Genomic DNA, 26307 nt, shown 5'->3' with positions numbered 1-26307 from the left:
CATGAATGGTTTGTTGAAGAAGAGAAATGGCTTCGCCGTAGCGGCTTTCACCGCCTCGCTGCTGAGCCTGTTTCATGGCAGCGCTTATGCGGATGAGTGTCCGTCTGAGGACTTTTCCCAGTTCCTGCCAGCGTTCTCCGCGAATGCTGAAACTCAGCAGCGGTTGACCGCGATGACGGTGAAGTCACTGGTTTTGAAACCGGTGGGAGAGCACGGAATTTTTGAGCCACAAACGACGGGAGTCAAGAGCTCCAGTTTGCCATTTCCGCTAATGTCGCCTGTGGGCCCAGACAAGACTGAAGGCGTGGTGGTTGAAGCGATCGACGATAGTCATTTCAACGTAGTGGATAAACGGGCGGGCAACAGCAACGTCAAGATTTTCAACTTTTCTCGCCAAGCGTGTTGGGTGCTTGAGGGTATTGAAGATTGGTCGATCAGAGAAAAAGATCTCGTAGAGGCGAGCAATGCCCACATGAGCGAGGCAGAGAACTTTTGCTTCCAGCGTGCAGAAGCCTTCAGAGGCCTGGGGGGGTTAGAGCAGTACCGACTCACAGGTGAGTTATTTGAAGCTTCTTTGGAAAACTACCTATGCGCAGCAGCTTCCGGTGATCCTCAGGCTAGTTTGAATGCTGCAAGTTTGAGCCTTTCTGGCATGGCTCCGCAGCTAGAAACTAATAAGGTTGAACAGCTATTCAAGGCAGCAGCGACCACTTTGCCTGAGGGTGCGATGAGCCTTTCGTTGTTTTATTGCGATGGAAACAATGTTTCCTCTAATGCTCCATGCCAGCATCCAGCAGAGGCTGAAGAAGCGTTGACGCAGGCGGCCCGTATGGGAGATGCCTTTGCAACAAATGCACTCGGTCGAGCCTTTGAAACTGGAGAATTGGTTACTAAGGACATGTCCAGGGCGATTGCCTGCTACCAACTCGCTGCCCAAAAAGGCAGCAAAGGGTCTATCGCACATTTGGAACGTCTGAATAAGCAGCCTGCTGGAATTGCTAAAGCCAGCTATTGCTATTGATTATTGCAGGAAGCAGAAATGACAGAGCCACTGGATTTATCTGGAAATTACACCAGCGCGAATTATAGCTATAAGGAGGGCGGGGATGGTTACGCTGTAGAGAATGGTAAAAAAATTGTCGACTGTTCTCATATGGTTAACTTGTTGCTGACGGGGGCGGGCTACGAAGTTCCTTATCAGAATACCGCCGGGCTTAATAGCCAGGAAGCGCTCAAATATTACGATGTGATAAGCCCGGCTAATGTGAAGCGGGGAGATATCGTACTCTGGATTAATGCCACGTCAAATCATCAAAATAAGACGTTAAACCATACAGGTATTGTAGAAAGTTATGACAGTACGCTGGATTCTGAGTTTGGAGAATTCTTCGGAGCACAAAGTTCTGGACCAGCCACTGCCAAATTCGGTGCCGTTGGGAAGGCTTGGTACTGGCCAGTCCCTACAAAATTTTTAAGGGTTAAGGAGTCGACTCGGACGGGGGGTGGCGCTCCCGCTCCCGCACCGGCAGCTGCGGGGGCTGCACCATTGATGAGTTTTCAATATCCATTTAGAAAACCAGATGGTAAGCAGTTCACTGGAGCAGATGAAGTATACAAAGCCCTTGAAAACGAAACTTCTGGTCAATTCTTGCTTGGCAGTAATAAATTCTGGCACGGCGGAATTCATATCAGCAGTGCAAGTGCTCCGCAATGCGTATTAGATGAGCCAATACGCTGCATTGCAGATGGTGAGGTGGTTGCTTATCGGCTTAATAAAGACTATCTGGAGTCAACATTTGACGCCGACGGTGATAACAAAAAACTAAAATACTCAAACTCGTTTTGTTTGGTTCGGCATGAATATAAGTCCGCGCCTAACCCAGAGGAAGGTGCGAATAAGAATAAGCAAAACAAACTAATATTTTTTAGTCTGTATATGCATCTTTTGCCTTTCGAACGCTATCCTTTGCCGTCTGTGGATATACCCAAGCCCAAGGTAACGATGATGGTTGGTGATTTTAATGCGTACGAGGAGCTTCCTGTATCCAGTAGTATAGTTTCTTTAGGTAAGTTGGCTAAAGGTTCCAAACTGGAAATTTTAGATCAAAAGCCTATTGCTGATACCGATCGTATATATGCTAAAGGCAAGATCATTTCTGGTGAGGTGAGACTAGGCTCTCAGAAAACAAAAGAGGTAGGCGGAGAGGTTTGGTTTGCTTATTTGAAGGGCGGTGAGCCGTATAAAAATAATGCTGGTAATAGAACTTGGACTGCTGATAAGGTGCCGGAACGGGAGCGCCCTAATTATTGGCAGGGGAAAGTTAAGGGGACAGTTGTTAATAAACTTCCTCTTTATGAGCCCCCCCTAGAGGCAAGCAATGGAAAACCGGCAGGTGCCCCGCACGGCACTATGCAGTTGATTATGAATAGTGTCGTGGAATTCGACAGTCAGAAGGTACTTAATTTAGTACTAGGCACCTCAGTGAAGCGAATGGCTGAATGTACTTTGATAAGTGGTGATCTGGTTGCTACTGGAAATATACCGCCTAAATTTTGGGCGTGTGTAGAAAATACGCCGGAAAACAATGTGTTGAAGTGGAATGTAACTGAGCCAGCGGCTGTTGATTCTGTTTTAAATGTTGGTGTCGGAATTAAGGCAGGAGATCCGATAGGATATCTAGGCCAAATAGAGAATATTACTGAGGCAGGAGATGTCAGCGAGAAATTTCAGGTTCATGTAGAGGTTTTTACTGCTGATGCAAGTGTTGAAGATTTTCTAAAAAATACTGCTGGTTTGAAAACTGGGAAGAAGTATTTGTCCTTGGTAAAAGGTACCTCCCTTAGGCTAAAACCACCAGCGGCGGGAGACGTGATTCTCAAGGAGTCGCACGCTATCGATTTAAGCAAGATAGCAATTTATAAGGACTCGCAAGAATGGTACGAGGTGAATGTCAAAGACGAAGGTCAAAGCGTGGCTGGATTGATAAAAAAAGTCGGCGCGCCGTTAATCTCGCAGCATGATTGGGAGAAGCTCGGTTTTCAAGTAGTTGAAGAGTCGAACGCCACTGCTGATGGTTTTCTCGATCCGAATGATATGCCCATTTTCTTCAAGAAATTGTTTGATAAAATCGATAAGAACAATAATAAAGAAATAGATGCTTCAGAGTTGGCTGATGCGTTGAAGGATACTGATACGCGCTCCCAATGGTCAAAGCTTGTCGCCAAGCACCCAACTGAGTGGAAAGATAAGGCTAATCAACCAAAATGGAGTCGGCTGGATGATATTTTGGCTCATTCGCCAAAACTGAAAGCCCATGAGAAAGAAAGGATCGATAGCTTTATCTTCTGGGATGAGCTATCTGGAAAGGCTTCACCTGAAACCAGTCTGGTTTGGCATTTTCATCCTATAGAGTTTGTCTCAGGTTTTACCTCTTCTGTTTCGGAGCTAATTTCTTTTGATCAAATGAAGAAAATGTTTCCGGACTCTTCTGAGGAAAAGCGTGAAGAGGTTAGGGGGTTATTTAATAAGTATGCTGATCGTTTTGAAATCAACACCGCACCGAAAATGGCACAATTTTTTGCCCAAGTTAAAACTGAGGTTGGTAGTGCGCTGGTAGGCAAAGTGGAAGATCTTTGGTATTCGGCTGAAGCTCTCAGATCTAAGTTTGGAAGATATTTTAATACCTATCCTGCCGAGGCAGAATTGTATGGGTATAAACGTATTACGATGGCGCAGTATAATGCGTTAAGTCCCGCGGCGAAAAGTGCCTATACGATTCGAAAGAATAAAGCTTATTCTCAATTTCCCAATGAAGATGAGATAGCAAAGCGTATCTATTGCTGCAACTCGGCTCAAGGTGCATTTGTGTTGACTCAGGGTGGCTGCGAAGAAGGTAAAAAATATAAAGGTAAAGGATTTATCCAGCTAACATGGAAGTCGAACTATCAGGTGGTAGAAGACCGCTTAAAACAAAAAATTCCTGAAGAAACCATTGAAATGGTTTCTAATCCAGATCAATTGCTGGATACGAAAATAGGGCTCTTATCGGCTATGGGATTTTGGGATGTGAATAATATAAATAATCTGGTCGCACCGGACACGGATTCTACTAATAAAATTACGGAAGTTGTTAACAAGCATACTGACAGCTATGGGGAGCGTAGGAATAATTTTACTGCTATCTATCAGGAGCTAAATAAGTGATTATTTCAAAAAAAGTTTTGGGGCTACAGATTTTTTTGTTTACCACTTTTGCTAGTCAGCTTTCGTGGGGAGACCCGAGCGAAAATCTTCCTTCCCCGGAGAGAGTTAAAAAAGAGTTTGCTATAAATTTGATTTCCGGAATGGGGGCTCAAAAGCTCATAGTCGAAAGGAATGATATTGCATCACTTCCCGATAGATTAGTTTTGCTTGCTGATGTATCGGGGGAAAGAAAAGTTATTTTTAGCGCAAATTCCGCATTGGCTAAAATTAACAATGCGTATTCACCTAGTAGTTTTGATGGCTTTGAAGTGTCGGTTCTTCAAGGTATTGATAGAACTATAAGTGTTGTGGATTCTCAGGCGGAAACCTATACCTTTAATTCGGACTCACACGTTGTAGGAGATGTTGTGAACTTAGTTACAAAAAAAGAAGATGAGGTTACACATAATTTTAACGTTCAGTTTCAATATGATGCCGCCCGTAAAAGCGTTGCGGTTAGTAAGCTTGTGTATACAGTTAATAATGAATCTTGTGATCGGTCTCTTAAGAGTGCCTACGTTTTACCTGTAAATGACTTGATTTCTAAATCTATCGAGAGTTTTGATGGGGTTGGTGCGTTTGAGTATCTTCAGAAGTTGAATTTTGAAATTCAAGAAGGTCGAATTAAGCGACAGAAGCTCATGTCGTCATTTGTAGTGTCGACGGCTGATCAAGCACTGGCGGCATTTAAAGGGAATGACAAAAACAAACTAATAAAAGCTATGGGGAGTCTTGTTGCCGATGGCGGCGATAGCGAATCGTGCGCTCCTGAGAGTTATATAGCTGAGGCTTACTACTATCCTGATAAAGTTAGTTGGTCTAACGATCTTGGTTTTTTGTTTGCAGAGGCTGGGTACTATGCAGAATCTGTTGAGCTGCTAAAAAAAGTCATTTCTGAAAATCCGGAAAGAACGGTCGCCTACTTAAATATAGCAGATGCTTACTGGGGTTTAAGTCGAAAGGAATTAGCGGTGGAGAACTACAATAAATATAGTTCTATGATGAAGCAGTCAGGTAAGGGCGAGAAAGTTCCTAAGAGAGTTGTGGAGCGATCTGGCTCTTGACTATCTGCTGCAGTCGCTTAATAAGATCAAAAAAAAATAATTGCTGCCCGATGACATTGGTCTGCATGGGCTCCAGGTAGATCTGTCCCATAGGGCATTTTTTGATGAAACAGCTACTCCCTTTATTCATGGCGTTTGTTCCCCTTCCCGCCCACTGCGTGGTCACGTCCGAAAACTACTGCTTTGATGACACCCACTCGATCAAGTTCGAACTCAGAACCTTCTACGATCACGACAGCAATTGGTTGGGTGGTTTCGTTAAATACGCCAAGTCGAAAACGCCGATTTCTATCGTACTGACGGATCATCAGGAAGAAATACTTGCCCCGGACGAACCCACACAAAACACCAGTACGTGGTCCGAGATTGTCGACGGCAAGATCACGGGAACCTATGAGTGGATCACCCAAGCAGCGATGAGCGTTTCGATGGTTTACACCAATAAGTCCAACGGCAGGAAATATAGCTTCCTGCTTAACCCGAATATCGACGCTTCTCTGGCAGTGGGTTGCAACTGGGAGCAGGGCGAAAAATGAGCGGAATGAGGTTGGGTTTAGCTCTCTGTGGATTCTTGGATTCAACGTTCGCGATGGCGAGATGACAACCTTTCGTCCGACGAAAAACGGAGTTACAGCATGAAAGGATGCTCAGTTCTACTCGGCAGTCTCTTGGCCATTGCCACGTCCGTGGCTTACGCCGCCAGCCCGGCTTTCAAGGATTACACCGTCACCCCAGTGTTCGCCGGCACTAATCATGAGCCTGTGCCGCAAGAACACAGCAACTCGATGATGGATAAGGCTCGTGCGCAGGCACTCAAAGGCAAGGTCAACTTTGCCGGCCACTACATCTTTTACCGAGTCGGTTGTGGTGGCAGTGCCATTTGCGGCGAAGTGCTGGATGCGCGTACGGGGGAGGTTGTCGGCGGACTGCCGAACGCATACGACGGCAACGCGTTAAGCCTGTCGAACCGGCCTGATAGCCGTCTGCTCATTGTTTCCGGCATTGCGGCCGATACCGAAGAGGACGCGCAGGGTAATGAGCTGGAAAGCCGCTACAGGACCCGCTACTTCGAGTTTGTGAACAACGAGTTCCGGCTGCTGACGTTCAAGGATTTTTGATCGCCGTTGTTTGATTAAGGAAGATTGGATGAACCGCTTTTCCATTCGGCCCATGCTGAATGCACTTCTACTGTTGCCCTTCACCTATGCCATTCCGGCAAGTGCCGAAGCCGGGAGTTGCTACGGCTATCTCACCGAAATGGTCAGGAGCAGCAACTTCCCGTTTCGCTATGTCGGCAAGGACAAGGTCAACCTGCTGATTGATGAAGACGACGGTGAAATGGTGCGAGCCCAGTTGCTCTTTGATACGGACGGCACCGGCACTATCGGCTGGATCAAATACACCCCGGCCACTCGGGTGCTGCTCAATACCTCGGCTGAACTGGAAGAGCCGGTGGAATTGTCATTCGATGCCAAATTCGCCGACGGGTACGCAAAGTGCCTGGCTGGACAACAGGCCGGTTAACGGCAAAAGGGAATTTTCCATGAATCAGCATCTTCTCGCGGGCAGCCTTAAGTGGGTATTGATGATCGGCTGTCTGTTCGGAGCTATGAGCGCCTTTGCCGAGGCCCCGCCAATAGTTGGTATCAGCGGGCACACGGTGTCGTTTCGGGCTACAGAATGGACGATGCCCGGTGTTGATTCGGCGACTGCATGGTTCACCGCCAATGGCAAAACCTTCCCGCTCTTTGGCGCCGATATTGCCGCCGATGGGCACTCCAATATGCTCAGTCCTGACAAGAAAACCTTGCTGCTCGACCCGGTGATTTTCGGCATGTTGTCGGACGAAAACGGTGAAGAGAAGCTAGTGTCGCAACAGCATTGCACGGTTATCTCAATGGAGACCGGTTGCGTGCTGGTTGATCGTTCGGCCACTTTTTGTGTCGGCCAGTGGAAGGGCAATCAATGGGTTACCGACGACGGCGAAGTGCTCACTCCCGCCCTGGAGACGAGGTCTCCAAAGGACTTGCTGAAACATGTCACAAGTAACGAACTGGCGCAGTCCCGAGCAGAGTCCATCGAATGGGGTCTGGTCTTTTTAAGTCCAGAGTCCTACATGGCGTGTCATCCCCCGGCGCAAAATGTTCAGGCCTATAACGACCTGGGCTTTACTTGGCCGAGGGCGGCAAAGATGAGCTTGCACTGAAGTTCTATCGCGGCGTTGAGGCCGTCGGTAAACGCACAGTGCTGATGTTGAACATCGCCGACTCACTCTGGCGCCTTGATCGAAAAGACGAAGCGCAGCGTTATTACAGCCAGTACCGCGACGCGATGAGCGCCGACGGCAAGGCGCAGAAAATACCTCAACGTGCAGTTGAGCGATCCGTCATTCAGGGAACGAAACATTGAACATGTTTGTGCGCTTTATCGCGTTGTCCTTAGGCCTGCTGTCCGCTTCAACCGCGTTCGCTGAGGACAACTGCAAAGTCATCACGGTGAGCTGGCAATACGACCAATGTGTGGAAGCCGACCGCAAGAGTGCCGACGCAAAACTCAATGCCAGCTACAAAAAACTGATGGCGCGATTCGAATCTCGATGGAAGCCTGAGCCCGAGCAAGGAAAGGCTTACATGGCCATGGCCAAAGACTCGCAGCGCGCCTGGATCAAGTTGCGCGATACCACTTGCCCCCTCGATGCCACGGATGTCGAACCCGGATCGCAGGCATATACCTTGGTCATCAATAAGTGCATCGCCAGAATGAGTCTAGAGCGTGCAGCCTTCCTGGATGCGGTCGTCCCGGATGGTCCGAGTGAAGTGGTCGATGTTGCCAAGGTTTCCAGTTCTGCTTCGCAACGATACGGCGATGTGGTGGCTCGTTATGTCACTACGTTTGGTAGCCCCTGCCTCAATGTTCAGATCCTCGCGCCCAAGGGCAATTGGCGGGTGCTCTCCTCAAAACAGTTTTGCAGTTTTAACGGCAAATCGTTTTGGGATGGTTACGCCAGTGCGTTGTTTGAGGATCATGCATTCACTGCGGATGGTTTACAGCTGACGCTCAGCTTGTTCGAGCTTCGTGAAGAGGCAGAGAAGCGCCTCACCTGTGTAATTCCAATTCAGAACGAGCAAATCAAAGAGCTGAAGTGCGGCGCACCTGAGTCATCGTGAAACCATCAGCGTAATTTAGAAGATTGATCAGCAGGGAAGTGATCGGAATTGAACAAGCTTTCAAGTTGTTTTGGTGTGCTCGGGATCATCGCCGGCTTGTCGACTCAGCCGGCATCGGCGAGTGATCTACAAACCATCGGAGAACTGCATCCGCCGGTGGTTGCTTCGTTGGGTGATCAAAAGATTACGGTGTTCTTTTTGAAGAACAACCTTAAGGATCAGGTTAGAGACGTGCACGTGCCTGATGTTGAGATTTTCTACGCGCCCATGAATGCGGTGAAACCTTCGCTGAATTATGTGTGGAAGGTTGAGGGCGAACAAATTGCCTCGGTGTTCTTCTTCGAACGCAAATTCCCTGAGCGAGCGGGGAAGTCCATGTTTGTCCTGACAAAACACAAAGTTCTGCACAAGCATTTCGAAGGAGATTCCTATTCGGTGCTGGAATTGCCGCTATTCAAGGATGGTGACCACTTGGCTTTGCAGTTCTTTCGGGGTGACCTGCCAGATCCTGAGTTACAGAACTGCCTTGACGGTATCAATCGGGAAGATGGAGTAGAAGTCGAGTGTGCTTACAAGGATGCGGCGAGCATCAAGAAGTACTTGGCGGATCTGGATGGAAGGATGATTTCGGACTCGAAACTGGATCAGGGCAACCGTCAGAAGCCACTCAAAATCGAGGGTGACAAGGCCAGTGCCGCTTGCCCCTCACCCGACTTTTCTACATTTCTCTCAGCCTTCTCTGAACGCGCAGATGTGCAGAAAACCTTCGTCCAGCAGCCGCTGAAAATGGTCACGACCGTGGCCGGTGATCCCGAACCCGAGATGCAAAAAAGCAGCCTCAGCGGCGATCAACTCAAGTTCCCGATCATCCCGGATGTAGCGAAGCGAGAGGCTCAGGGCCTGACGTTGACCGTCAAGGAAGAACGGGGTGATCACGCCATTGCCATCCTGCAGAAACCGGATACCGATTATGTCTTCGAGTATCGGTTTGTTCGTGGGCAATGCTGGCAGCTTGAAGAAGTGATGGATTACTCGCTTTGAAACAGGTGGCAAGTTGAAAAGATTAGGTTTGATTGCGTTATCGCTGTGTTCTTTCTCTGCGGTTGCGGGACCGATGTTCCCGTCACTCACGTCGTGCAGGGACGTTGGCAGCGAATGCGCGCTGGCGCTGAAGGACAACTTCCTGGTGGACGTGCACTCCGGGCAGCGTCTCTCCGAGACGGAGGAACCTGCTGGGGCGATGAGTGGCTTTTGGCTGTACCGAGATGGCGAGCGCTACATTCTTCAGGAAGAAAACTACTCCCAGGCGAAGACGCGCCGTTGGCTGGTTTTCACCTACGACAGCGGCAAAGTGGTGCTCGACGGCGCTTATGTTTTCTCGATCGACATTGATATGAACACCGGGCCCTACTGGCATGGCTATGACTGCCGAGGTGATGCCAAGCCGTTCGCCGTGCCAACGAAAGATTCGTTCAGTGAGGCCGTTTTGGAGGCGTTATGCGGGGAGGCCGAAGGCTGGGTCGTCTCGGGCGGGGATACCAAGGTGCCGGTGTCGGCCAAAGGGCTGGCCGTCAGTGTTCCCGTTTATCACGACCGCAACCGCGATGGTTCAGCGACTTACCTGTTCACTGAAAGCGATGATCCGGATCTTTCGAAGCTGGTTTGCCTGTCCAACTGTGCTGATATTGCGCAAACGCCGGAGCGCGTTTCGCTGGAGACGGCGCCGCTGAAGGGCGGGCAGGATGGAACGTTGTGCTCGGATGACGAAGACATCTACTTCAGCTGCCCGCTGGAGGGCGGCAAGACGGTTTCTGTTTGTGCGGGGGGGAACAGCAAGCCCACGGCCGGTTCTGTTCAGTATCGCTACGGTGTGCCGGGGAACATCGAGATGGTCTACCCGAAGAATGCTTTGCCACCCAAGGGAAGATTCTTTGTTGTAAATGCGTCGGAAGGCAGCGTGAACCTGAACATCATCAAGTTCAAAAGCGGTGCCTATACCTACCTCGTTAGTCAGGCCTTCGTGAGTTTTCTGACGGTGCTCAAGGAGGACAAGGTTGTATTCAGGCAGCAATGCGGCTCAGGAAGTTATTCCTTCATAAACCGGGCGGCGCTCAAAGGGTTGGAATCACGCCCCAAAAGCGCAGAGGACTTTCGCTAGTCGCTGCTGCCGAAGACTAGGAAAGGGGACTCAACGTCCCCTTTTTTCCACCCGCGATTCAGCTACGGCTTGCCCTGATACTCCCGAAACTCAATGTGATCGAGCGTGCCTTCCACCATTAACCGCACGCCGTCCGCCATTCTGCTCAGGCCCAGTGCCATCGAGCGGCGGGGGCCGTCGAGGTCGTCGGCCAGGTTGGCGGCGATGGCGCTGATGGACAGGAGGTCTTCGGAGGCGTTGGCCATGAGGGCTTCGGCGTCGGCGTTGGGGCAGAGGGCGAACAGGCCGCCCAGGCGTTTGGGGCGTGAGGCTCTGGGTTTGAAGTGGTGGTCGAGGGCGCGTTCGGCGGCTTCGTGGAGTTTTTTCGAGTCTGGGAATTCGTAGGGGGAAACTTCTTCGTCAGTGAGAGTTGGATCGATCATCGGTGTAAATCCTTTTGGAGTTGGAAAGATTTGCCCCGGTTTTCGGACTTGCACATCCGGTCACCGATTTTGCGGCGACACACAGAGGCTATCGACGATAGTCCAGCCTGCCTAGTTCATGGACAGCACCGCAGTTTGAAGGACATTTCCCAAGGAATTGCGGGGTAGAGGAACAAGAGACCGCTGCTGTCGGCAGCTCCTACAGGAATGTGTTTCTTCAGGTGTAGGACGGGGGAGGGTGTGACGCGGAGCGTCACGGGAGGCATTCCTACGCAGAGCGTGAGAACGATCAAGTCCTGAGAGCGAAGTCGTGACTTGGTAGTCATCTTTCAGGAAAAGCCATGCATCGTCTTCTATCAATCCAAGATAGTGGCGAATCCGTCCGAATCCCTTACACTCCCCCGGCCGTTCATTTTCCTTTTGAGGCTGTGCGCATGAAATTTCGTTTTCTTCTGTGGATGCTGGGTCTGTTGATGGGTAAGGCCAGTCGGACAAATCCTGCGTTCCAGCAGCAGTTGGGTGACAAGGATCTGGTGTTTCAGCTACAGACTCTGGACGGGAAAGTGGCGCGGCATTTCGTGGTGAAGGACCAGCGCATTACCAGCAAGTCCGGGGTGGTGGCGGAGCCGGCGTTTGCGATTGCCTTTAAAGATGCGACGTTCGGGTTTGCGACGATGCAGGCCAAGAACAAGCAGCTGGCGTTCATGCAGGGGATTCAGGACAAGTCGATCCAGCTCAAGGGGAATCCGGCGCTGGTGATGTGGTTTCAGGGGTTGATGAAGTATTTGAAGCCGCGGAAGGCCAAGCCGAAGTCATAGGGCTTTCAGGTAGCTTGTCGGGACAGGCCTGCCTCTTCAGCTTTCGGGCTCGGGAGGCTCGGCGTCCAGTGGCTGGCCCCGGTATGTCTTGTAGATCTGCTGGACTTTCGGGTTGTCCAGCTTCTCGTAAGCGATGTCTTCCTTGTCCAGGCCATCCAGGCCTCTGATGCCACTGATGGTCTCTGGCCATTCGTCACGACTGGATATATCGACTACGAACGGGTTGAGGTAGCTATCGAGATGCCTTTCGCGAGGTTCTCGGATCTCGTCGCTGAGTGCCCGCAAGTAGTCGTCTTTGCTTGTCCTTGACCAGTCGATGGCGAACCCGGCTCGATAACAGAGTTCCATGAAGACCAATAGAATCGCGCGTCCATTGCCGTCCAGGAAGGGGTGTGCGAAAGCCAGTTGGCCCATCACTCCACCGGGATGGTCTCTGAAGCGTTTCTTGTCTGCTGCGAGCTTGAGCGCATAGTCGACAGACATTTTGATCAAGTCCGGGCGCTCGAAGACGGTGCGGCGAGGGTCGTCGAGAGAGCCCTTGAAGACTGCCAAGTGGGGGACAAGCTCGTTCCGGTCTTTTCCTGCCCAGTGATAGAAGCCGGAGAACAGGATTTCGTGAACGTTGAGTACAGTCTGGTAATCGATCGGCTTTTTCTTGGCCAGATAGGCAAGCGCCTCTTCGATACTCAATTCGAACGAAAGATGCTCTGACTCTTTTACTTCAACGGGATCTTTCAGTTGCAGCGAGTTTTGAAGATATCCAGCCGTCTCGAAGTCGCCGAACGGATCGAAAGTCATGCGCTGCGTTTCTGTTCACGCCTTTCCTGAAGGTAGCGCCCTTGGAGCGCCAGGATTTCAGATTTGCTCAGAACGCCTTTTCTCTTGAGGTTGACGAGCAACTGTTCGATGCCATCCAGCTCGACGACATCGCCAGCCAAGCGGGTAATCCCCACGGCCATACGACTCATGCCGTCACGTCTGGCCGTAACCTTGTTGTCTTTGGCAAGCTTGCGGACTTCGCTCGCAACGCTGACAGCATCTGTTTGGGTCATCGGAAATCCCTCTGTTTGCCGTCAAATCATAGCAGCGCGCTTGTTTGCTGTCGTTGCTGGCAAAGTGACCGAAATCGGTGGAACCAGGGCCATATCTGCAATCAAAAAAGGCCCTGGTTGACGTTCCGAAGAGTGCTTTAAGCCTGGCTGAACTGCGAAGCCAATTCACGCAACAACACTTCAGCCTCAAGCACTTTGCTGACCACATCATTGGCCTTGTCGCGAGTCAAACCAACACGCTCCAGCAACGCATCCGGAATGTCTTCATCCGGCCCGGAGCCGATGCCGCGACTGCGCAGCAGGCGCACGGCCAGGCAGACGAGGTTCGGGTATTCGGCGTAGGCGCCGTCGTAGTTCGGATCGTGCTGGAAGCGCAGGGCGGTGGCCAGTTCGTCCGGCATGTCCCAGTAGCGCATCAGCCAGGAGCCGATCTGTTCGCGGCTGATGCCCAGCAGGTGTTGCTCGACATAGCTGTGGCACAGGTGCGGGTTGACCTCCAGGTGGCGGCAGATCAGCGAGAAATGCGGCGGGAACACGTGGGCCAGCAGCAGGTAGCCGAAGTTGTGCAGCAGGCCGGCGAGGTAGGTCAGGCCGGCTTCCGGGCGCTGGGCGCGCGGCATGGCGCGGGTCAGGCCTTCGATGACGGCGGCGGTGTAGATCGACTGTTGCCAGTACGGCGTGGTGTGTTGCGGATGGTCTTTTGGCAGGCTCAGGGTCTTGCCGAGGGCCAGGCCCAGCGCCAGGTTGATCACCAGATCGAAGCCCAGCACGCGGACGATTGCGTCTTCCACCGAACGGATCTTGCCCGGCGAGGCGTAGTACGGCGACGCCGCCCAGCTCACCACTTGCGCGGCCAGCGCCGGGTCGGTTTCGACCACGCCGGTGATGTCGTCGATGGTGGCGTTCGGGTCGACGCGCAGCTTGATGATTTTTTGTGCGGTTTCGGCCAGTGGCGGAATCTCGATGGTCGCTTCCAGACGCTGCTGGATGCGCCGCGCGGTGAACGCTTGTACGGCCTGGGTGATTTCCTCGCGGTCATCGTCCGGGCGGTCGAGGTTCGGGCGGATGCTGCTCAGGGCTTCGCCGAAGTTGGCGGCGCTGGCCTTGGTCAGCATGGTCTTGAAGTCTTCGCTGGCGATTTCCAGCAGCAGGCCCGGCTCGCCGGAGTTGATCAGCAACTTCGGCTCGCGCAGCAGGCTTTCTTCGTAGAGGCACGGCGAGCTGGTCAGCGCCGGCAGGCCCGGCAGCAGGCTCAGGCTGTGTTTGCCGAGCATCTTTTCCAGGCGCTCGGTGGACACGGCAGTCAGGCGACGGCCCGTCAGCTCGGCGAGGCGGTTGAGATCCAGCAACTGGCTCTGTGGAAACAGCACCATCAGCGCACCGACAGCGTCGTCCAGCAACACGGCCTGCACTTTGCGCGAGGCGTTGAGGCCGTGGTGGTCGAGCACTTCTTCGTAGGCGACGCCCAGCTTGTTGAGCAGCAGCCGAATAACAGACGGAGCGTGCGGGGATTCGGGGGCGAGAGCAGCTTCGGTCATGGTCTGTATCCGTTTTTGAAACAATTGCTGGAGTATAACCAGCTTGGTTGGAACGAGCTTTGAGAAACTGCGACGGTGCTCACACTTGGCCGTATTGCTGCCCGTGTCGCAGCCATCGGTCCAGCAGCGGGCTGACGTGAGTGGGCCAGCGTTCGAGCAAGGCCTGGGCGGCATCGCGCACGGCGGGCAGCAGATCGGCGTCGCGCATCAGGTCGGCGACCTTGAATTGCAGCAGGCCGGTCTGGCGGGTGCCGAGCATTTCGCCGGGGCCGCGCAGTTCGAGGTCTTTTTCGGCGATGACGAAACCGTCGTTGGTCTCGCGCATGATGCCCAGGCGCTGGCGGCCGATCTGCGACAGCGGCGGATGGTAGAGCAGCACGCAATGGCTGACCGCGCTCCCCCGGCCGACACGGCCGCGCAACTGGTGCAGTTGCGCGAGACCGAGGCGCTCGGGGTTTTCGATGATCATCAGGCTGGCGTTGGGTACGTCGACGCCGACTTCGATCACGGTGGTGGCGACCAGCAGTTGCAGGTTGCCGGCCTTGAATTCGGCCATGACGGCGGCTTTCTCTGCGGGTTTCATGCGGCCGTGGATCAGCCCGACCTTCAGCTCGCCAAGGGCGGCGGTGAGGTCTTCAAACGTGGTTTCGGCGGCCTGGCAGGTCAGCTCTTCAGACTCTTCGATCAGCGTGCACACCCAATAGGCCTGACGGCCTTCGGCGCAGGCGCTGCGCACCCGCTCGATGACTTCGACGCGGCGGGTGTCGGTGACCAGCACGGTGTTGACCGGGGTTCGGCCGGGCGGCAATTCGTCGAGGATCGAAGTGTCGAGGTCGGCGTAGGCGCTCATCGCCAGCGTCCGCGGAATCGGTGTGGCGGTCATGATCAATTGATGCGGACACATGCGCCCGCCAACGCCTTTCTGCCGCAGCGCCAGACGTTGCTGCACGCCGAAACGGTGCTGTTCGTCGATGATCACCAGCGCGAGGTTCTTGAACTGCACTTCGTCCTGGAACAGCGCGTGAGTGCCGACCACCATTGGCGTGCCGCTGGCGATCTGTTCCAGCGCGGCGACGCGGTTCTTGCCCTTGAGCTTGCCGGCCAGCCACGCCACTTCAATGCCCAGCGGTTCGAGCCAGCGCTTGAAGGTGATGAAGTGCTGCTCGGCGAGGATTTCGGTCGGCGCCATCAGTGCGACCTGATAACCCGCTTCCAGCGCTTGCAGCGCGGCGAGGGCGGCGACCACAGTTTTGCCCGCGCCGACGTCGCCCTGAATCAGCCGCAGCATCGGTTCGTGCTGGCTGAGGTCGTAGGCGATTTCGTTGCCGACTCGCTGTTGCGCGCCGGTCGGATTGAAACCGAGGTTGGCCAGGTATTTCGCCGGCAGCTTGGTGGCTTTCGGCATCGCCGGCGCGCGCAGGGAACGCATGCTTTCGCGCAGGCGCTGCTGCGATAGCTGGTGAGTCAGCAGTTCTTCGAAAGCGAGGCGATGCTGGGCCCAGTGATGACCGAGGGCGAGTTCGTCGACGTCGGCATCGGCGGGTGGGTTGTGCAGGTAGCGGATCGCATCGGCCAGCGGCGCCAGTTGATAGTCGCGGGCCAGTTCGGTCGGCAGCCAGTCGGGCAGGGTGGCCGGCTTGAGCAGGGTCAGGGTCTGCATGCACAGCTGACGCAGGCGCGCCTGGGTCAGGCCTTCGGTCAGTGGGTAGACCGGGGTCAGGGTTTCATCCACTGGCGGTGGTTCGTCACCGTTGATGGCGCGGTATTCCGGGTGGTAGATCTCCAGCCCCGAGGCTCCGGGCCGGGCTTCGCCGTAGCAGCGAATCCGCGTGCCGCGCTTGAGGCCTTCTTTCTGCGCGTTGCTGAAGTGGTAGAAGCGCAGGCTCAGTCCGCCGGTGCCGTCCTGCAAGCGCACGACGAGGCTGCGACGCCGGCCCATCACCACGTCGGCGCCGCTGACGGTGCCCTCGACCACGGCGTCCTGCCCCGGCCGCAATGCGCCGATCGGCACCACACGGGTGCGATCCTGATAACGCAGCGGCAGGTGGAACAGCACGTCCTGGAGGTTTTCCAGGCCGACCTTGGCCAGTTTCTCGGCCATGGCTTCACCGACACCCTTGAGTGCGGTGACCGACACCTGCGACAGCTCAGTCATGACGCTGGCTTAACCGGCCGTGACCGGCGCGGCAGGTTTGGCGACCGAGCACAGACGAATGGAGTCGGCGAGGATTTCGATAGCTTTCGGCCGTGGGAAGCTTGCGCGCCAGGCGATGGCCACGGTGCGGAACGGCACTGGTGCCGACAGCGGACGCACTTCGATCACGCCCGGGGCGTAGTGATGGCTGTCCACCGCCGACAGTGGCAGGATCGAGATGCCCAGGCCGGACGCGACCATGTGGCGAATGGTTTCCAGCGAGCTGGATTCGACCGTGGTGTGCTTGGCGCCGTCGTTGCCCTTGGTCAGGGTCGGGCAGGCTTCCAGCACCTGATCGCGGAAGCAGTGGCCTTCGCCGAGCAGCAGCAGGCTCTTGTCGTTGAGCAGGGCGGCGTCGATGGATTCTTTCTGGGTCCACGGGTGCTGGGCCGGCATCAGGACGTAGAACGGCTCGTCGTAGAGTTGCAGGGTCAGCACGTCGGCTTCGTTGAACGGCAGGGCGATGATGATCGCGTCCAGCTCGCCATTGCGCAGTTTGTCGCGCAGCACGTGGGTGAAGTTTTCTTCGATGTACAACGGCATCTGCGGGGCGACCCGGTGCAGTTGCGGAATCAGGTGCGGGAACAGGTACGGGCCGACGGTGTAGATCGCGCCGACTTTCAGCGGGGCGGTCAGCTGGTTCTTGCCGGCCTGGGCCAGCTCGCGGATGCCTTGGGCCTGCTCCAGCACTTTCTGCGCCTGGGCGACGATGCCTTCGCCGACCGGGGTCAGGCGCACGGCGCTTTTGCTGCGCTCGAAAATCAGCACACCGAGTTCGTCTTCAAGCTTTTTCACGCCCACCGACAGGGTCGGCTGGCTGACGTGGCAACGCTCGGCCGCGTGGCCGAAATGCTGCTCTTGGGCGAGGGTAACGATGTAGCGTAATTCTGTGAGGGTCATAGCAAGCGTCCATGAAGATGCGGGCCAAGCATACCGGCTGCAATCGATAGACGCACGTTATCAGACTGAGTGATGAATGCGACACCGGGCAATGCCGGTTTGCCGTGGATGGATAAGCAAAAGGCACCTTTCGGTGCCTTTTTGACTGGATCAGGCCGAGCTCCGCGAGTGCGGATCAGCGGCGGCGTTCCAGCGAGTACACAAACGGCGCAACGATTTCGATCGCGCCATTGGTCAGCATGTCGGCCGGTGGCTTGGGCAGCGGCTGGGCGCGACGGATCATGTCCAGGGTGGCTCGGTCCAGATCGGCGTTGCCGGAGCGGCCCACCAGTTCGAACGACAGCACATTGCCTTCGCCATCGACCACGAAGCGCAACCGGTTCAAGCCTTCCTTGCCCCGTGCCTGAGCGCTGGCCGGGTACTTCTTGTACTTGGCCAGATGCGCGAGCAGGGTGCCTTGCCAGCTGGCTTTGGCGGCCATTTGTGCAGGCGACGGGCCCGGTGCAGGCTGGGCGGATTTCTCCGTCGGCGCCTGAGTCGGCTGGGTATCGGCCGGCTTCTCTTCGGACGGCTTCTCCTTCGGCGGATCGGGCAGTTTCTTCTCGATCGGCTTCGGCGGTTTGGGTTTCGGCTTGGGTTTCGGTTTCTGCACCGCGATCTCGGCTTTCGGCGCTTCGGCCAGTTTCGGGATCGGCAGTTCTTCAACCGGAGCCGGTGGCTGCGGTGGCGTGACGACTTTCGGCGGTGCGGGCGGTGGCGGGGCCGGAACCGGTGCCAGCTCGACCATCATTGCCTGCGGCGGCAATTCGATGGGCGGGCGGGCGGTCCAGTTCAGCGCCAGCGCGATGGCCAGCGCATGAACACCCAGCACCACGGCCAGGCTACCGCTGTAACGCGTCAGCTTATGGCGCGTCGTGATCATTTCTTGACTGCGCTCTCGAGTCCGACCAGACCGACCTTCAGGTAACCGGCGGCGCGCAGGTTATCCATCACGCTCATCAGGTCGCCGTAATCCACGCCTTTGTCGGCCTGGAAGAAGATCGTCGTGTCTTTCTTGCCCTGGGTCTTGGCGTCGAGGACGGCGCCGAGGGTTTCGGCTTTCACTTCGTCTTCGCCAATGAACAGGCGCTGGTCAGCCTTCACGCTGAGGAACACCGGTTTCTCCGGCCGCGGCGCCGGTTTGGCGGTCGAGGCAGGCAGGTCAACCTTGATGTCCACTGTGGCCAACGGAGCGGCCACCATGAAGATGATCAACAGCACCAGCATCACGTCGATGAACGGCGTGACGTTGATTTCGTGGTTCTCGGCCAGATCGTCGTCTGCGCCTTCTTTCAAATGCAGGCCCATGGCCGATTACCCCACTTTCACCATGTGCGGTTGCGAGCTGTTGCGCTCAGGCTGGTGGTCGAGGTCGCGGCTGACCAGCAGCAGCACCTGAGCCGACGCATCGGACACCTGAGCCTTGTAACCGGCGATGGAGCGGGCGAAAACGTTGTAGATGACCACGGCAGGAATCGCGGCAACCAGACCCAGTGCGGTAGCCAGCAGCGCTTCAGCGATACCCGGTGCTACGACGGCAAGGTTGGTGGTCTGGGTTTTGGCGATGCCGATGAAGCTGTTCATGATGCCCCACACGGTACCGAACAGACCGACGAACGGCGCGGTGGAACCGATGGTGGCGAGGACGCCGGTGCCGCTGCTCATGTTGCGGCCACAGGCGGCTACCAGACGCTCGAGGCGGAAGCTGACGCGTTCCTTGATGCCTTCTTTCTCGCGGGCGTTGGTCGACAGGCGCATCTCTTCCAGCGCGTCGTGAACCAGCAGGTTGGCGAGGGTGCCTTCCTTCGCGGCGGTGGCGCTGGCCTCTTTAAGCGTGGCGGCTTTTTTCAGGGCGGCAATCTCGCCACGCAGGCGACGTTTGGCGCCCATCAGCTCGAAGCCCTTGGCGATCCAGATGGTCCAGGTGATGATCGAGGCGATGGCCAGGCCGATCATCACGGCTTTAACGATCACGTCGGCGTTCTGGTACATGCCCCATGGCGACAGGTCGTGGGCCATGCCCAAGGTGTTGTCGGCTTCGAGGACTTCCGGCGCGTCGGCAGCGCTGGCGTCTACGGCCTGCACCGGATCGGTCGCGGCAGGTGCAGCAGCCGGAGCGCTTTGCTCGGTGGCGGCTGGCGCGGCCGGGGCCTGGGCGTCAGCGAATGCGGCGACTGGCGCCAGCATCAGGCTGAGCAGCAGGGCAGCCACGGCGCTCCAGGCGCGAGGTCGGTTGGTTGGCGAAGCGGAGTTTTGAATGCGTGTCATGCTGGCCGGACCTGAGATAGAAAAACGGTAATGCTCTTCCAGGCCTCGTGAGGCCGAGAACAAAAGTGGCGTGCATTATTGCAAGTAATTCTTGTTAACAGAAGTAATAGAGTTGCTTTTTTTCCTTCATTGCTAGCCGCTCGTCCCTTGCCGAGGCTAGTCTGTCGCTTTCCGATGGGAGTTTTTTGATGTCCGCGCCTTCTGTTTTGATCGCCGGTTGCGGTGATGTCGGCAGCCGTCTGGCCACGCAATTGCTGGCTGCAGGCTTCCAGGTCTATGGCCTGCGCCGTGATATTTCGCGTTTGCCGGATGGCGTTATCGGTGTCGCCGGTGACTTGTTCAATGAGGATTGCCCGGCGACCTGGCCGGTGGGCGCTATCGATTACCTGGTGTATAGCGCGGCGGCCACCGATCACGATGAGGCCGGTTATCGCGCGGCGTATGTGCAGGGTTTGCAGCATGTGCTGGGTTGGCTGAACGATTACGGTCAGGAGCCTGAGCGGCTGCTGTTCGTTTCCAGCAGCAGTGTTTACGGGCAGCAGAACGGCGAATGGGTTGATGAAAAATCCGAAACCGTCGCCGCTGGTTATTCCGGTCGGTTGATGCTGGAGGCGGAGCAGGTTGCGCTCAACTCTGGCATTCCCGCGAGCATCGTCCGGCTGACCGGCATCTACGGCCCCGGTCGTGAGTGGTTGCTGACCCAGGTGCGTCGTGGTTATCGGGTGGCGGTCGATCCGCCGTTGTATGGCAATCGCATCCATGCCGATGACGCGGCGGGGTTGATGGCGTTTCTGCTGGAGGCGGATCGCAAGGGTGTGGCGCTGGATAACGTTTACATCGGCGTGGACGACGCGCCGGCACCGCTGGCCGAGGTGGTAGGGTGGCTGCGTGAGTATCTGGGCGTCACCGAGTGGTCGGAAGACGAGAGCGTGCGTCGCACCGGCAGCAAGCGTTGCAGCAATGCCCGGGCGAAGGCGCTGGGCTGGGTGCCGAAGTATCCGAGTTATCGCGAGGGGTATGCCGCGATTCTTGAAGGGCGCTGCTGACTTTCGGATGTAAAAAAGGCGGGAGCAAATGTTTGCTCCCGCCTTTTTTGTCTCAAGCGCCGATCACTGCTTCTCGAGCAACCACTTGCGTTCACCCGGGGTGAACTGCGGTTGTTCGTCCGCCAGCGCGGTGTTCACGGCCTGTAGAATTTCCAGCTCTTTGCCCTTGCGCACAAAGATCCAGTTGTTGCCCTGGCCGTTCTGCTGCAACCACATGCTGTCGTTGCCGCTGCTCATCGATGCGCAATCGCCTGCGAGGCACAGCGCATAGCGGTCGGCACCCGGCAGGCCGGAGACTTGTCCGTCAGCCTGGAATTGCACGGTGGCGCCTTCGCCCTGGCCGCTGGTGATCGTCCAGTTGCCGCCCAGATAAGCGGAATACAGTGCGCGTTCGAAGCTGGCGCCGATCGGTGCGCCTTCCGGCACCGGAATCTGCGCGCGGTCGAAGACCTGTTCCGGTTCGTTTTCGTTGGCGGCTTGTTGCAGTTGGCCGCCGTCACGTTTCAGCTCGCTGGCGGAACTGCCATAGAAATCGACTTTCCAGGCACCGGACTCTTCGCCGAGCAAGCGACCTTCGACGTTTTCGAAACCGTTGGTGTAGCGGGCCTGACCGGCCTTGGTGTTGACGTCCCACTCCAGGTTCGGGCCGTAAGCCTGAAGCGCTTCGCGCAGGGGGCCGCCCTTGGCAGCGGCATCGATGGCGACCTGATTGATCCAGGTGCCGCTGATGTCACGGTCGGCAGGGTTGCTGGCGCAACCGCCGAGGAAAATGGCGAGCAGCGAGAGAGCAAGCGCTTTGCGCATGGTGGAATCCTTTCAAAACCTTTTCTTTACCGCAGAGCAATCGGCGCGACCTTGAAGGGTCGCGCCGTGCGCATTACTCGATGACCAGAATGGCATCCATTTCAACCTGCGAACCCTTTGGCAGGGCCGCCACGCCGATGGCGGCGCGCGCCGGGTATGGCTGGTCGAAGTACTTGCCCATGATCTCGTTGACCTTGGCGAAGTGACTCAGGTCGGTGAGGAAAATGTTCAGCTTGACGATGTCCTTGAACGAACCGCCGGCGGCTTCGGCCACGGCTTTCAGGTTCTCGAACACCTGGACGGTCTGGGCTTCGAAACCTTCGACCAGTTCCATGGTTTTTGGATCGAGGGGAATCTGACCCGACATGTAAACGGTATTGCCGGCCTTGATCGCCTGGGAGTACGTACCGATTGCGGCCGGGGCCTTGTCGCTGGTGATAACAGTCTTGGTCATGTATGACTCCTTGTAATGTTTGAGTTATGCACGCATGCGGGTGATGCGGATCACCCCGGTCAGGGCGCGCAGTTTCTTGATCACGCGGGCCAGGTGCACACGGTCGTGGACACTGACCACCAACTGGACAACGCTGATGCGGCCATCGCGTTCGTCCATGCTGATTTTCTCGATATTGCCGTCGGCTGCGTTGACGCTGCTGGCCAGCAGGGCGATCAGGCCGCGCTGGTGTTCCAGCTCGACGCGCAGTTCGACGTTGAATTCGCCGGTGACATCCTTGGCCCACGAGAGCTGGATGCATTTTTCCGGGTTGTGGCGGATTTCGCTGATGTTGCGGCAGTTGTCCAGGTGCACGACCATGCCTTTGCCCGCCGACAGGTGGCCGACAATCGGGTCGCCCGGGATCGGCGTGCAGCATTTGGCGTAACTGAGGACCAGACCTTCGGTGCCGCGAATCGCCAGCGGGCCTTCCGGACTCGGCAGTTGTTCGCCTTCGCCGAGCAGGCGGCGCGCCACGACATAGGCCATGCGGTTGCCCAGACCGATGTCTTCCAGCAGGTCTTCGATCAGTTCGAGGCGGTACTCGGTGAGCATCGCCTTCACACGTTCGGTCGGAATCTGTTCCAGCGCGCTGTCGAAGCCGTTGAGCACCTTGTTCAGCAGGCGTTCGCCGAGGCTGATGGATTCGGAGCGGCGTTGCAGTTTCAGCGCATGGCGGATGTGGGTCCGCGCCTTGCCGGTGACCACGAAGTTGAGCCACGCCGGATTCGGCCGCGCGCCGGGAGCGCTGACGATCTCCACCGTGGAGCCGCTTTGCAGCGGTTCGGACAGCGGTGCGAGACGACGGTTGATCCGGCAGGCGATGCAGCTGTTGCCGACGTCGGTGTGCACTGCGTAAGCAAAGTCGACCGCCGTGGAGCCTTTGGGCAGCTCCATGATCCGGCCTTTGGGCGTGAACACGTAGACCTCGTCCGGGAACAGGTCGATCTTCACGCTCTCGATGAATTCCAGCGAGTTGCCGGCACGTTGCTGCATTTCCAGCACGCCTTTGACCCACTGACGGGCGCGGGCATGAGTGCCTTTCGGCTGCTCGTCGCCACTGGATTTGTACAGCCAATGGGCGGCAATGCCGTTGTTGGCCATCTCTTCCATTTCGCGGGTGCGGATCTGGATCTCGATCGGAACACCGTGCATGCCGAACAGCGTGGTGTGCAGCGACTGATAGCCGTTGGCCTTGGGGATCGCGATGTAATCCTTGAAGCGACCCGGCAACGGTTTGTACAAATTATGTACAGCACCCAGCACGCGGTAGCAGGTATCGACCTTGTCGACGATGATCCGGAACGCGTAGACGTCCATGATCTCGTTGAAGGCCCGACGCTTGCCGCGCATTTTCTTGTAGATGCCGTAGAGGTGTTTCTGGCGACCGCTGACTTCACCCTGGATGCCGTCGATGGCGAGGCAGTGGCCAAGGGATTCTTCGATCTTGTTGACGATTTCCTTGCGGTTGCCCCGGGCGCGCTTGACGGCCTGGTAGATCCGCGCGGAACGCATCGGGTGCATGGCTTTGAAGCCTAGGTCTTCGAACTCGATGCGGATCGCGTGCATGCCCAGCCGGTTGGCGATGGGCGCGTAGATCTCGAGGGTTTCCTTGGCGATGCGCCGGCGTTTTTCGCCGGACAGCACTTCCAGCGTGCGCATGTTGTGCAGGCGGTCGGCGAGCTTGACCAGGATCACGCGGATGTCGCGCGCCATGGCCATGGCCATTTTCTGGAAGTTTTCAGCCTGGGCTTCGGCCTTGGTCTCGAAGTTCATCTGGGTCAGTTTGCTGACCCCGTCGACCAGTTCGGCCACGGTTTCACCGAACTGCGCTTGCAGCGCTTCTTTGGCGATACCGGTGTCTTCGATCACGTCATGCAGCATCGCAGCCATCAGGCTCTGATGGTCCATGTGCATGTCGGCAAGAATGTTTGCCACGGCAAGAGGATGCGTGACGTACGCCTCGCCGCTGCGGCGGCGCTGGCCGTCGTGGGCTTGTTCGGCGTAGAAATACGCTCGGCGGACCAGGTTGACCTGGTCGTTGCCGAGGTAGGTCGATAAGCGATCGGCGAGGGCGTCTATGCTCGGCATGATGTCTCCTGCCGCAAGCTGTGATCCCGCGCCGTGCTACGTCGACCAGGCATAGGCTTAGACGGCCTCGTTGGACTCGTCCTCGAACGCAGCGAAGACCGGGTCTTCGTGGACGATTTCCTGCTCGGCGATGAACTCGTAGCTCATCAGGCCTTCAGCGATTTCACGCAGCGCAACTACGGTCGGTTTGTCGTTTTCCCACTGAACCAGGGGCTCTTTGCCGCCGGTGGCCAGTTGACGGGCACGCTTGGTAGAGAGCATGACCAGCTCAAAGCGGTTTTCCACGTGTTCTAGGCAGTCTTCAACGGTTACGCGGGCCATGGTATTCCTCGGAGCGAATGCAATATGCGCGCTGCCCGGTTGGGCGAGCGGACTCAACAGTTTAAAAAATCACCAGCGATTAGGGAAGCGCTGATTTTTTGACCAGACTCTTCAACGCGCTGCAAGCACCAATGTAAAGCCCTTGCAGCGGTTTTGGGAAGTGCTGTTTCAGCCCAGCAATTCAGCCAGCAATTTGCCAAAACGCACTTGCTGGCGTTTCTGTTGCAGCTGATTGGCGCGGAAAATCGCTTTCAGATCGTCCAGTGCGTGAGCGAAATCGTCGTTGATGATCAGGTAGTCGTACTCGACGTAGTGGCTCATCTCGCTGACGGCTTCGCGCATCCGGCCGTCGATGATCTCGTCGCTGTCCTGGCCACGGTTGGTCAGGCGCTGGTGCAGAGCCTGCAGCGATGGCGGCAAGATGAAGATCGAACGGGCCTGCGGCATCAGCTTGCGCACTTGCTCGGCGCCTTGCCAGTCGATTTCCAGAATCAGGTCATGGCCTTCGTCCAGGGTCTGCTGCAGGCGGCTTTGCGAGGTGCCGTAGAAGTTGCCGAAGACTTCGGCGCGTTCGAGGAAATCGCCGTGCTCGCCCATCTTCACGAACTCTTCGCGGGTCACGAAGTGATAGTTCACGCCGTCCACTTCGCCCGGGCGCATGGCGCGGGTGGTGTGGGAAATCGAGACGCGGATCTCCGGGTTGGCGTCGGTCAGGGCCTTGACCAGACTGCTCTTGCCCGCGCCCGAAGGGGCGGAAATGATGTACAGGGTGCCGGTGCTGTGGGTCATGTCGGGGTAGCCTTACTCAATATTCTGCACTTGTTCGCGCATCTGCTCGATCAACACCTTGAGGTTGACCGCCGCCTGGGTGCTGCGCGGATCGAAGGCCTTGGAGCCCAGTGTATTGGCTTCGCGGTTGAGCTCCTGCATCAGGAAGTCCAGGCGCCGGCCGGCGGCACCGCCGGATTTCAGCACCCGGCGAACTTCGATGATGTGAGTGCTCAGGCGATCCAGTTCTTCGGCCACGTCGCTTTTTTGCGCGAGGATGACCATTTCCTGTTCCAGGCGCTGCGGGTCCAGTTCAGCCTTCATGTCGGCGAAGCGGTCGAGGACTTTCTGGCGCTGGGTGGCGAGCATCTGCGGAGCCAGTTCGCGCAGGGTCACCACATCTTCCTCGATGGAGGTCAGGCGATCGTTGATCAGGCGTGCCAGCTCTGCGCCTTCGCGCTCGCGGCCGGCCTTGAGGTCTTTCAGGCCTTGATTGAACAAGGCCAGCGCCTCGGCGTTCAGCGCCTGCGGGTCGGTGGCATCGGCGACCAGTACGCCCGGCCAGGCCAGCACTTCCAGCGGGTTCAGCGCCGCCGGGTTCTTGATCAGGCTGGCGACGGTTTCGGCAGCAGCGACCAGTTGCGCGGCGCGCTCGCGATCCACTTGCAGCGGCTTGCCGGTGCTTTCCTCGGTGAAGCGCAGGGTGCATTCCAGTTTGCCGCGCGACAGGCCCTGGCGCAGGGCTTCGCGGACGGCGCCTTCGAGGTCGCGAAACGATTCCGGCAAACGCAGATGGGGTTCCAGGTAGCGGCTGTTGACCGAGCGCAGCTCCCAGCTCAGGGTGCCCTGAACGCCGGCTTTTTCGACGCGGGCGAAGGCGGTCATGCTGTGCACCATGGGGTGACCTCGCGATACAGATCG

The 26307-nt window shown here is 56.5% G+C and carries 28 protein-coding genes; 13 read left to right on the top strand and 15 right to left on the bottom strand.

The features are described from left to right. Position 1 precedes the first annotated feature (1 nt). The 11 genes from QR290_RS00325 (at position 2) to QR290_RS00275 (ending at position 10632) form a co-directional block, all read left to right on the top strand. Positions 2–1021 (top strand): tetratricopeptide repeat protein, encoded by a 1020-nt coding sequence (locus QR290_RS00325; RefSeq protein ID WP_289204080.1) that lies wholly within the window; start codon positions 2–4, stop codon positions 1019–1021. An 18-nt stretch (positions 1022–1039) separates the two neighbouring features. Continuing rightward, positions 1040–4204, top strand: coding sequence for a hypothetical protein (locus QR290_RS00320; RefSeq protein ID WP_289204079.1), 3165 nt, complete (start codon positions 1040–1042; stop codon positions 4202–4204). Next, positions 4201–5307 (top strand): tetratricopeptide repeat protein, encoded by a 1107-nt coding sequence (locus QR290_RS00315; protein WP_289204078.1) that lies wholly within the window; start codon positions 4201–4203, stop codon positions 5305–5307. Before QR290_RS00320 ends, QR290_RS00315 begins: the two co-directional genes overlap by 4 nt. A 104-nt stretch (positions 5308–5411) precedes the next feature. After that, positions 5412–5843 carry a hypothetical protein gene (locus QR290_RS00310; protein WP_289204077.1) on the top strand — a complete coding sequence of 144 codons (432 nt, stop codon included), beginning with the start codon at positions 5412–5414 and terminating at the stop codon, positions 5841–5843. 99 nt (positions 5844–5942) lie between these two features. Continuing rightward, positions 5943–6425 carry a hypothetical protein gene (locus QR290_RS00305; protein ID WP_289204076.1) on the top strand — a complete coding sequence of 161 codons (483 nt, stop codon included), beginning with the start codon at positions 5943–5945 and terminating at the stop codon, positions 6423–6425. A 28-nt stretch (positions 6426–6453) separates the two neighbouring features. Continuing rightward, positions 6454–6831, top strand: coding sequence for a hypothetical protein (locus QR290_RS00300; RefSeq protein ID WP_289204075.1), 378 nt, complete (start codon positions 6454–6456; stop codon positions 6829–6831). 19 nt (positions 6832–6850) lie between these two features. Next, entirely contained in the window at positions 6851–7513 is a 663-nt protein-coding gene (locus QR290_RS00295) for a tetratricopeptide repeat protein (RefSeq protein ID WP_289204074.1), read from the top strand. Next, a complete protein-coding gene (locus QR290_RS00290) occupies positions 7480–7716 on the top strand; it encodes a hypothetical protein (protein ID WP_289204073.1) in 237 nt (78 codons plus the stop codon). Before QR290_RS00295 ends, QR290_RS00290 begins: the two co-directional genes overlap by 34 nt. Positions 7717–7718: 2 nt before the next feature. Then, positions 7719–8474, top strand: a complete 756-nt coding sequence (locus tag QR290_RS00285; protein WP_289204072.1) for a lysozyme inhibitor LprI family protein — start codon at positions 7719–7721, stop codon at positions 8472–8474. Between the two features lie 48 nt (positions 8475–8522). Further along, positions 8523–9515: a hypothetical protein gene (locus QR290_RS00280; RefSeq protein ID WP_289204071.1), complete on the top strand. Its 993-nt coding sequence runs from the start codon at positions 8523–8525 to the stop codon at positions 9513–9515. Between the two features lie 28 nt (positions 9516–9543). Next, entirely contained in the window at positions 9544–10632 is a 1089-nt protein-coding gene (locus QR290_RS00275) for a hypothetical protein (protein ID WP_289204070.1), read from the top strand. 62 nt (positions 10633–10694) lie between these two features. Here the strand turns inward: QR290_RS00275 and QR290_RS00270 are convergent, their stop codons facing one another. Next, entirely contained in the window at positions 10695–11054 is a 360-nt protein-coding gene (locus QR290_RS00270; RefSeq protein WP_289204069.1) for a DUF6124 family protein, read from the bottom strand. 434 nt (positions 11055–11488) lie between these two features. Here QR290_RS00270 and QR290_RS00265 point away from each other — a divergent pair, with 434 nt between their 5' ends. Further along, positions 11489–11872, top strand: a complete 384-nt coding sequence (locus QR290_RS00265; protein WP_289205334.1) for an SCP2 sterol-binding domain-containing protein — start codon at positions 11489–11491, stop codon at positions 11870–11872. 36 nt (positions 11873–11908) lie between these two features. Here the strand turns inward: QR290_RS00265 and QR290_RS00260 are convergent, their stop codons facing one another. The 8 genes from QR290_RS00260 to exbB all read right to left on the bottom strand — a co-directional run bounded on the left by QR290_RS00260 (position 11909) and on the right by exbB (position 19863). Further along, on the bottom strand, positions 11909–12670 hold the full coding sequence (locus tag QR290_RS00260) for a Fic/DOC family protein (RefSeq protein WP_115079702.1): 762 nt from the start codon (positions 12668–12670) through the stop codon (positions 11909–11911). Further along, the gene (locus QR290_RS00255) at positions 12667–12924 is read right to left on the bottom strand and encodes a hypothetical protein (RefSeq protein ID WP_289204068.1); all 258 of its coding nucleotides are present in this window, start codon (positions 12922–12924) and stop codon (positions 12667–12669) included. The genes QR290_RS00260 and QR290_RS00255 overlap by 4 nt, the downstream gene beginning before the upstream one ends. A gap of 137 nt (positions 12925–13061) precedes the next feature. Then, positions 13062–14462, bottom strand: a complete 1401-nt coding sequence (locus QR290_RS00250) for an aminoacyl-tRNA deacylase and HDOD domain-containing protein (RefSeq protein ID WP_114886341.1) — start codon at positions 14460–14462, stop codon at positions 13062–13064. 79 nt (positions 14463–14541) lie between these two features. Further along, positions 14542–16617, bottom strand: coding sequence for an ATP-dependent DNA helicase RecG (recG, locus tag QR290_RS00245; RefSeq protein ID WP_007954416.1), 2076 nt, complete (start codon positions 16615–16617; stop codon positions 14542–14544). A gap of 9 nt (positions 16618–16626) precedes the next feature. After that, positions 16627–17556 carry a hydrogen peroxide-inducible genes activator gene (locus QR290_RS00240; protein WP_007954418.1) on the bottom strand — a complete coding sequence of 310 codons (930 nt, stop codon included), beginning with the start codon at positions 17554–17556 and terminating at the stop codon, positions 16627–16629. A 175-nt stretch (positions 17557–17731) separates the two neighbouring features. Then, positions 17732–18478, bottom strand: coding sequence for a TonB family protein (locus QR290_RS00235; RefSeq protein ID WP_115079698.1), 747 nt, complete (start codon positions 18476–18478; stop codon positions 17732–17734). Next, complete coding sequence (gene exbD / locus QR290_RS00230) at positions 18475–18903, bottom strand: TonB system transport protein ExbD (protein WP_115079697.1); 429 nt, start codon at positions 18901–18903, stop codon at positions 18475–18477. The genes QR290_RS00235 and exbD overlap by 4 nt, the downstream gene beginning before the upstream one ends. Positions 18904–18909: 6 nt before the next feature. Next, on the bottom strand, positions 18910–19863 hold the full coding sequence (gene exbB / locus QR290_RS00225; RefSeq protein WP_115079696.1) for a tonB-system energizer ExbB: 954 nt from the start codon (positions 19861–19863) through the stop codon (positions 18910–18912). Positions 19864–20051: 188 nt separating this feature from the next. Between exbB and QR290_RS00220 the strand changes: the two genes are divergently transcribed. Beyond that, the gene (locus QR290_RS00220) at positions 20052–20909 is read left to right on the top strand and encodes an SDR family oxidoreductase (RefSeq protein ID WP_115079695.1); all 858 of its coding nucleotides are present in this window, start codon (positions 20052–20054) and stop codon (positions 20907–20909) included. A gap of 63 nt (positions 20910–20972) precedes the next feature. On the opposite strand, the gene QR290_RS00215 is transcribed toward QR290_RS00220, so the two are convergent. The 6 genes from QR290_RS00215 to QR290_RS00190 form a co-directional block, all read right to left on the bottom strand. Next, entirely contained in the window at positions 20973–21713 is a 741-nt protein-coding gene (locus QR290_RS00215) for a hypothetical protein (RefSeq protein WP_236182305.1), read from the bottom strand. 73 nt (positions 21714–21786) lie between these two features. Then, entirely contained in the window at positions 21787–22167 is a 381-nt protein-coding gene (locus QR290_RS00210; RefSeq protein WP_003229509.1) for a RidA family protein, read from the bottom strand. Between the two features lie 24 nt (positions 22168–22191). Continuing rightward, positions 22192–24297: a bifunctional GTP diphosphokinase/guanosine-3',5'-bis pyrophosphate 3'-pyrophosphohydrolase gene (gene spoT, locus QR290_RS00205; protein ID WP_115079694.1), complete on the bottom strand. Its 2106-nt coding sequence runs from the start codon at positions 24295–24297 to the stop codon at positions 22192–22194. A 57-nt stretch (positions 24298–24354) separates the two neighbouring features. Beyond that, on the bottom strand, positions 24355–24618 hold the full coding sequence (gene rpoZ, locus QR290_RS00200; protein WP_003229503.1) for a DNA-directed RNA polymerase subunit omega: 264 nt from the start codon (positions 24616–24618) through the stop codon (positions 24355–24357). Positions 24619–24786: 168 nt separating this feature from the next. Continuing rightward, positions 24787–25407: a guanylate kinase gene (gmk, locus tag QR290_RS00195; protein ID WP_003229498.1), complete on the bottom strand. Its 621-nt coding sequence runs from the start codon at positions 25405–25407 to the stop codon at positions 24787–24789. Between the two features lie 12 nt (positions 25408–25419). Continuing rightward, on the bottom strand, positions 25420–26283 hold the full coding sequence (locus tag QR290_RS00190; RefSeq protein ID WP_289204067.1) for a YicC/YloC family endoribonuclease: 864 nt from the start codon (positions 26281–26283) through the stop codon (positions 25420–25422). Positions 26284–26307 lie beyond the last annotated feature (24 nt).

This window comes from Pseudomonas fluorescens, assembly GCF_030344995.1.
GTDB classification, from domain to species: Bacteria; Pseudomonadota; Gammaproteobacteria; order Pseudomonadales; family Pseudomonadaceae; genus Aquipseudomonas; species Aquipseudomonas fluorescens_BF.
The sequence above is the reverse complement of the archived record's forward strand: the minus strand, read 5'-3'. Positions and strand labels throughout refer to the sequence as shown.

Excerpts from the sequence above, each read along its gene's own strand:
- QR290_RS00325 (WP_289204080.1), top strand. The coding sequence starts at position 2 with ATGAATGGTTTGTTGAAGAAGAGAAATGGCTTCGCCGTAGCGGCTTTC.
- QR290_RS00320 (WP_289204079.1), top strand. The coding sequence starts at position 1,040 with ATGACAGAGCCACTGGATTTATCTGGAAATTACACCAGCGCGAATTAT.
- QR290_RS00310 (WP_289204077.1), top strand. The coding sequence starts at position 5,412 with ATGAAACAGCTACTCCCTTTATTCATGGCGTTTGTTCCCCTTCCCGCC.
- QR290_RS00305 (WP_289204076.1), top strand. The coding sequence starts at position 5,943 with ATGAAAGGATGCTCAGTTCTACTCGGCAGTCTCTTGGCCATTGCCACG.
- QR290_RS00300 (WP_289204075.1), top strand. The coding sequence starts at position 6,454 with ATGAACCGCTTTTCCATTCGGCCCATGCTGAATGCACTTCTACTGTTG.
- QR290_RS00295 (WP_289204074.1), top strand. The coding sequence starts at position 6,851 with ATGAATCAGCATCTTCTCGCGGGCAGCCTTAAGTGGGTATTGATGATC.
- QR290_RS00285 (WP_289204072.1), top strand. The coding sequence starts at position 7,719 with ATGTTTGTGCGCTTTATCGCGTTGTCCTTAGGCCTGCTGTCCGCTTCA.
- QR290_RS00270 (WP_289204069.1), bottom strand. The coding sequence starts at position 11,054 with ATGATCGATCCAACTCTCACTGACGAAGAAGTTTCCCCCTACGAATTC.
- QR290_RS00265 (WP_289205334.1), top strand. The coding sequence starts at position 11,489 with ATGAAATTTCGTTTTCTTCTGTGGATGCTGGGTCTGTTGATGGGTAAG.
- QR290_RS00260 (WP_115079702.1), bottom strand. The coding sequence starts at position 12,670 with ATGACTTTCGATCCGTTCGGCGACTTCGAGACGGCTGGATATCTTCAA.
- QR290_RS00255 (WP_289204068.1), bottom strand. The coding sequence starts at position 12,924 with ATGACCCAAACAGATGCTGTCAGCGTTGCGAGCGAAGTCCGCAAGCTT.
- QR290_RS00250 (WP_114886341.1), bottom strand. The coding sequence starts at position 14,462 with ATGACCGAAGCTGCTCTCGCCCCCGAATCCCCGCACGCTCCGTCTGTT.
- recG (WP_007954416.1), bottom strand. The coding sequence starts at position 16,617 with ATGACTGAGCTGTCGCAGGTGTCGGTCACCGCACTCAAGGGTGTCGGT.
- QR290_RS00240 (WP_007954418.1), bottom strand. The coding sequence starts at position 17,556 with ATGACCCTCACAGAATTACGCTACATCGTTACCCTCGCCCAAGAGCAG.
- QR290_RS00235 (WP_115079698.1), bottom strand. The coding sequence starts at position 18,478 with ATGATCACGACGCGCCATAAGCTGACGCGTTACAGCGGTAGCCTGGCC.
- exbD (WP_115079697.1), bottom strand. The coding sequence starts at position 18,903 with ATGGGCCTGCATTTGAAAGAAGGCGCAGACGACGATCTGGCCGAGAAC.
- exbB (WP_115079696.1), bottom strand. The coding sequence starts at position 19,863 with ATGACACGCATTCAAAACTCCGCTTCGCCAACCAACCGACCTCGCGCC.
- QR290_RS00220 (WP_115079695.1), top strand. The coding sequence starts at position 20,052 with ATGTCCGCGCCTTCTGTTTTGATCGCCGGTTGCGGTGATGTCGGCAGC.
- QR290_RS00215 (WP_236182305.1), bottom strand. The coding sequence starts at position 21,713 with ATGCGCAAAGCGCTTGCTCTCTCGCTGCTCGCCATTTTCCTCGGCGGT.
- QR290_RS00210 (WP_003229509.1), bottom strand. The coding sequence starts at position 22,167 with ATGACCAAGACTGTTATCACCAGCGACAAGGCCCCGGCCGCAATCGGT.
- spoT (WP_115079694.1), bottom strand. The coding sequence starts at position 24,297 with ATGCCGAGCATAGACGCCCTCGCCGATCGCTTATCGACCTACCTCGGC.
- rpoZ (WP_003229503.1), bottom strand. The coding sequence starts at position 24,618 with ATGGCCCGCGTAACCGTTGAAGACTGCCTAGAACACGTGGAAAACCGC.
- gmk (WP_003229498.1), bottom strand. The coding sequence starts at position 25,407 with ATGACCCACAGCACCGGCACCCTGTACATCATTTCCGCCCCTTCGGGC.
- QR290_RS00190 (WP_289204067.1), bottom strand. The coding sequence starts at position 26,283 with ATGGTGCACAGCATGACCGCCTTCGCCCGCGTCGAAAAAGCCGGCGTT.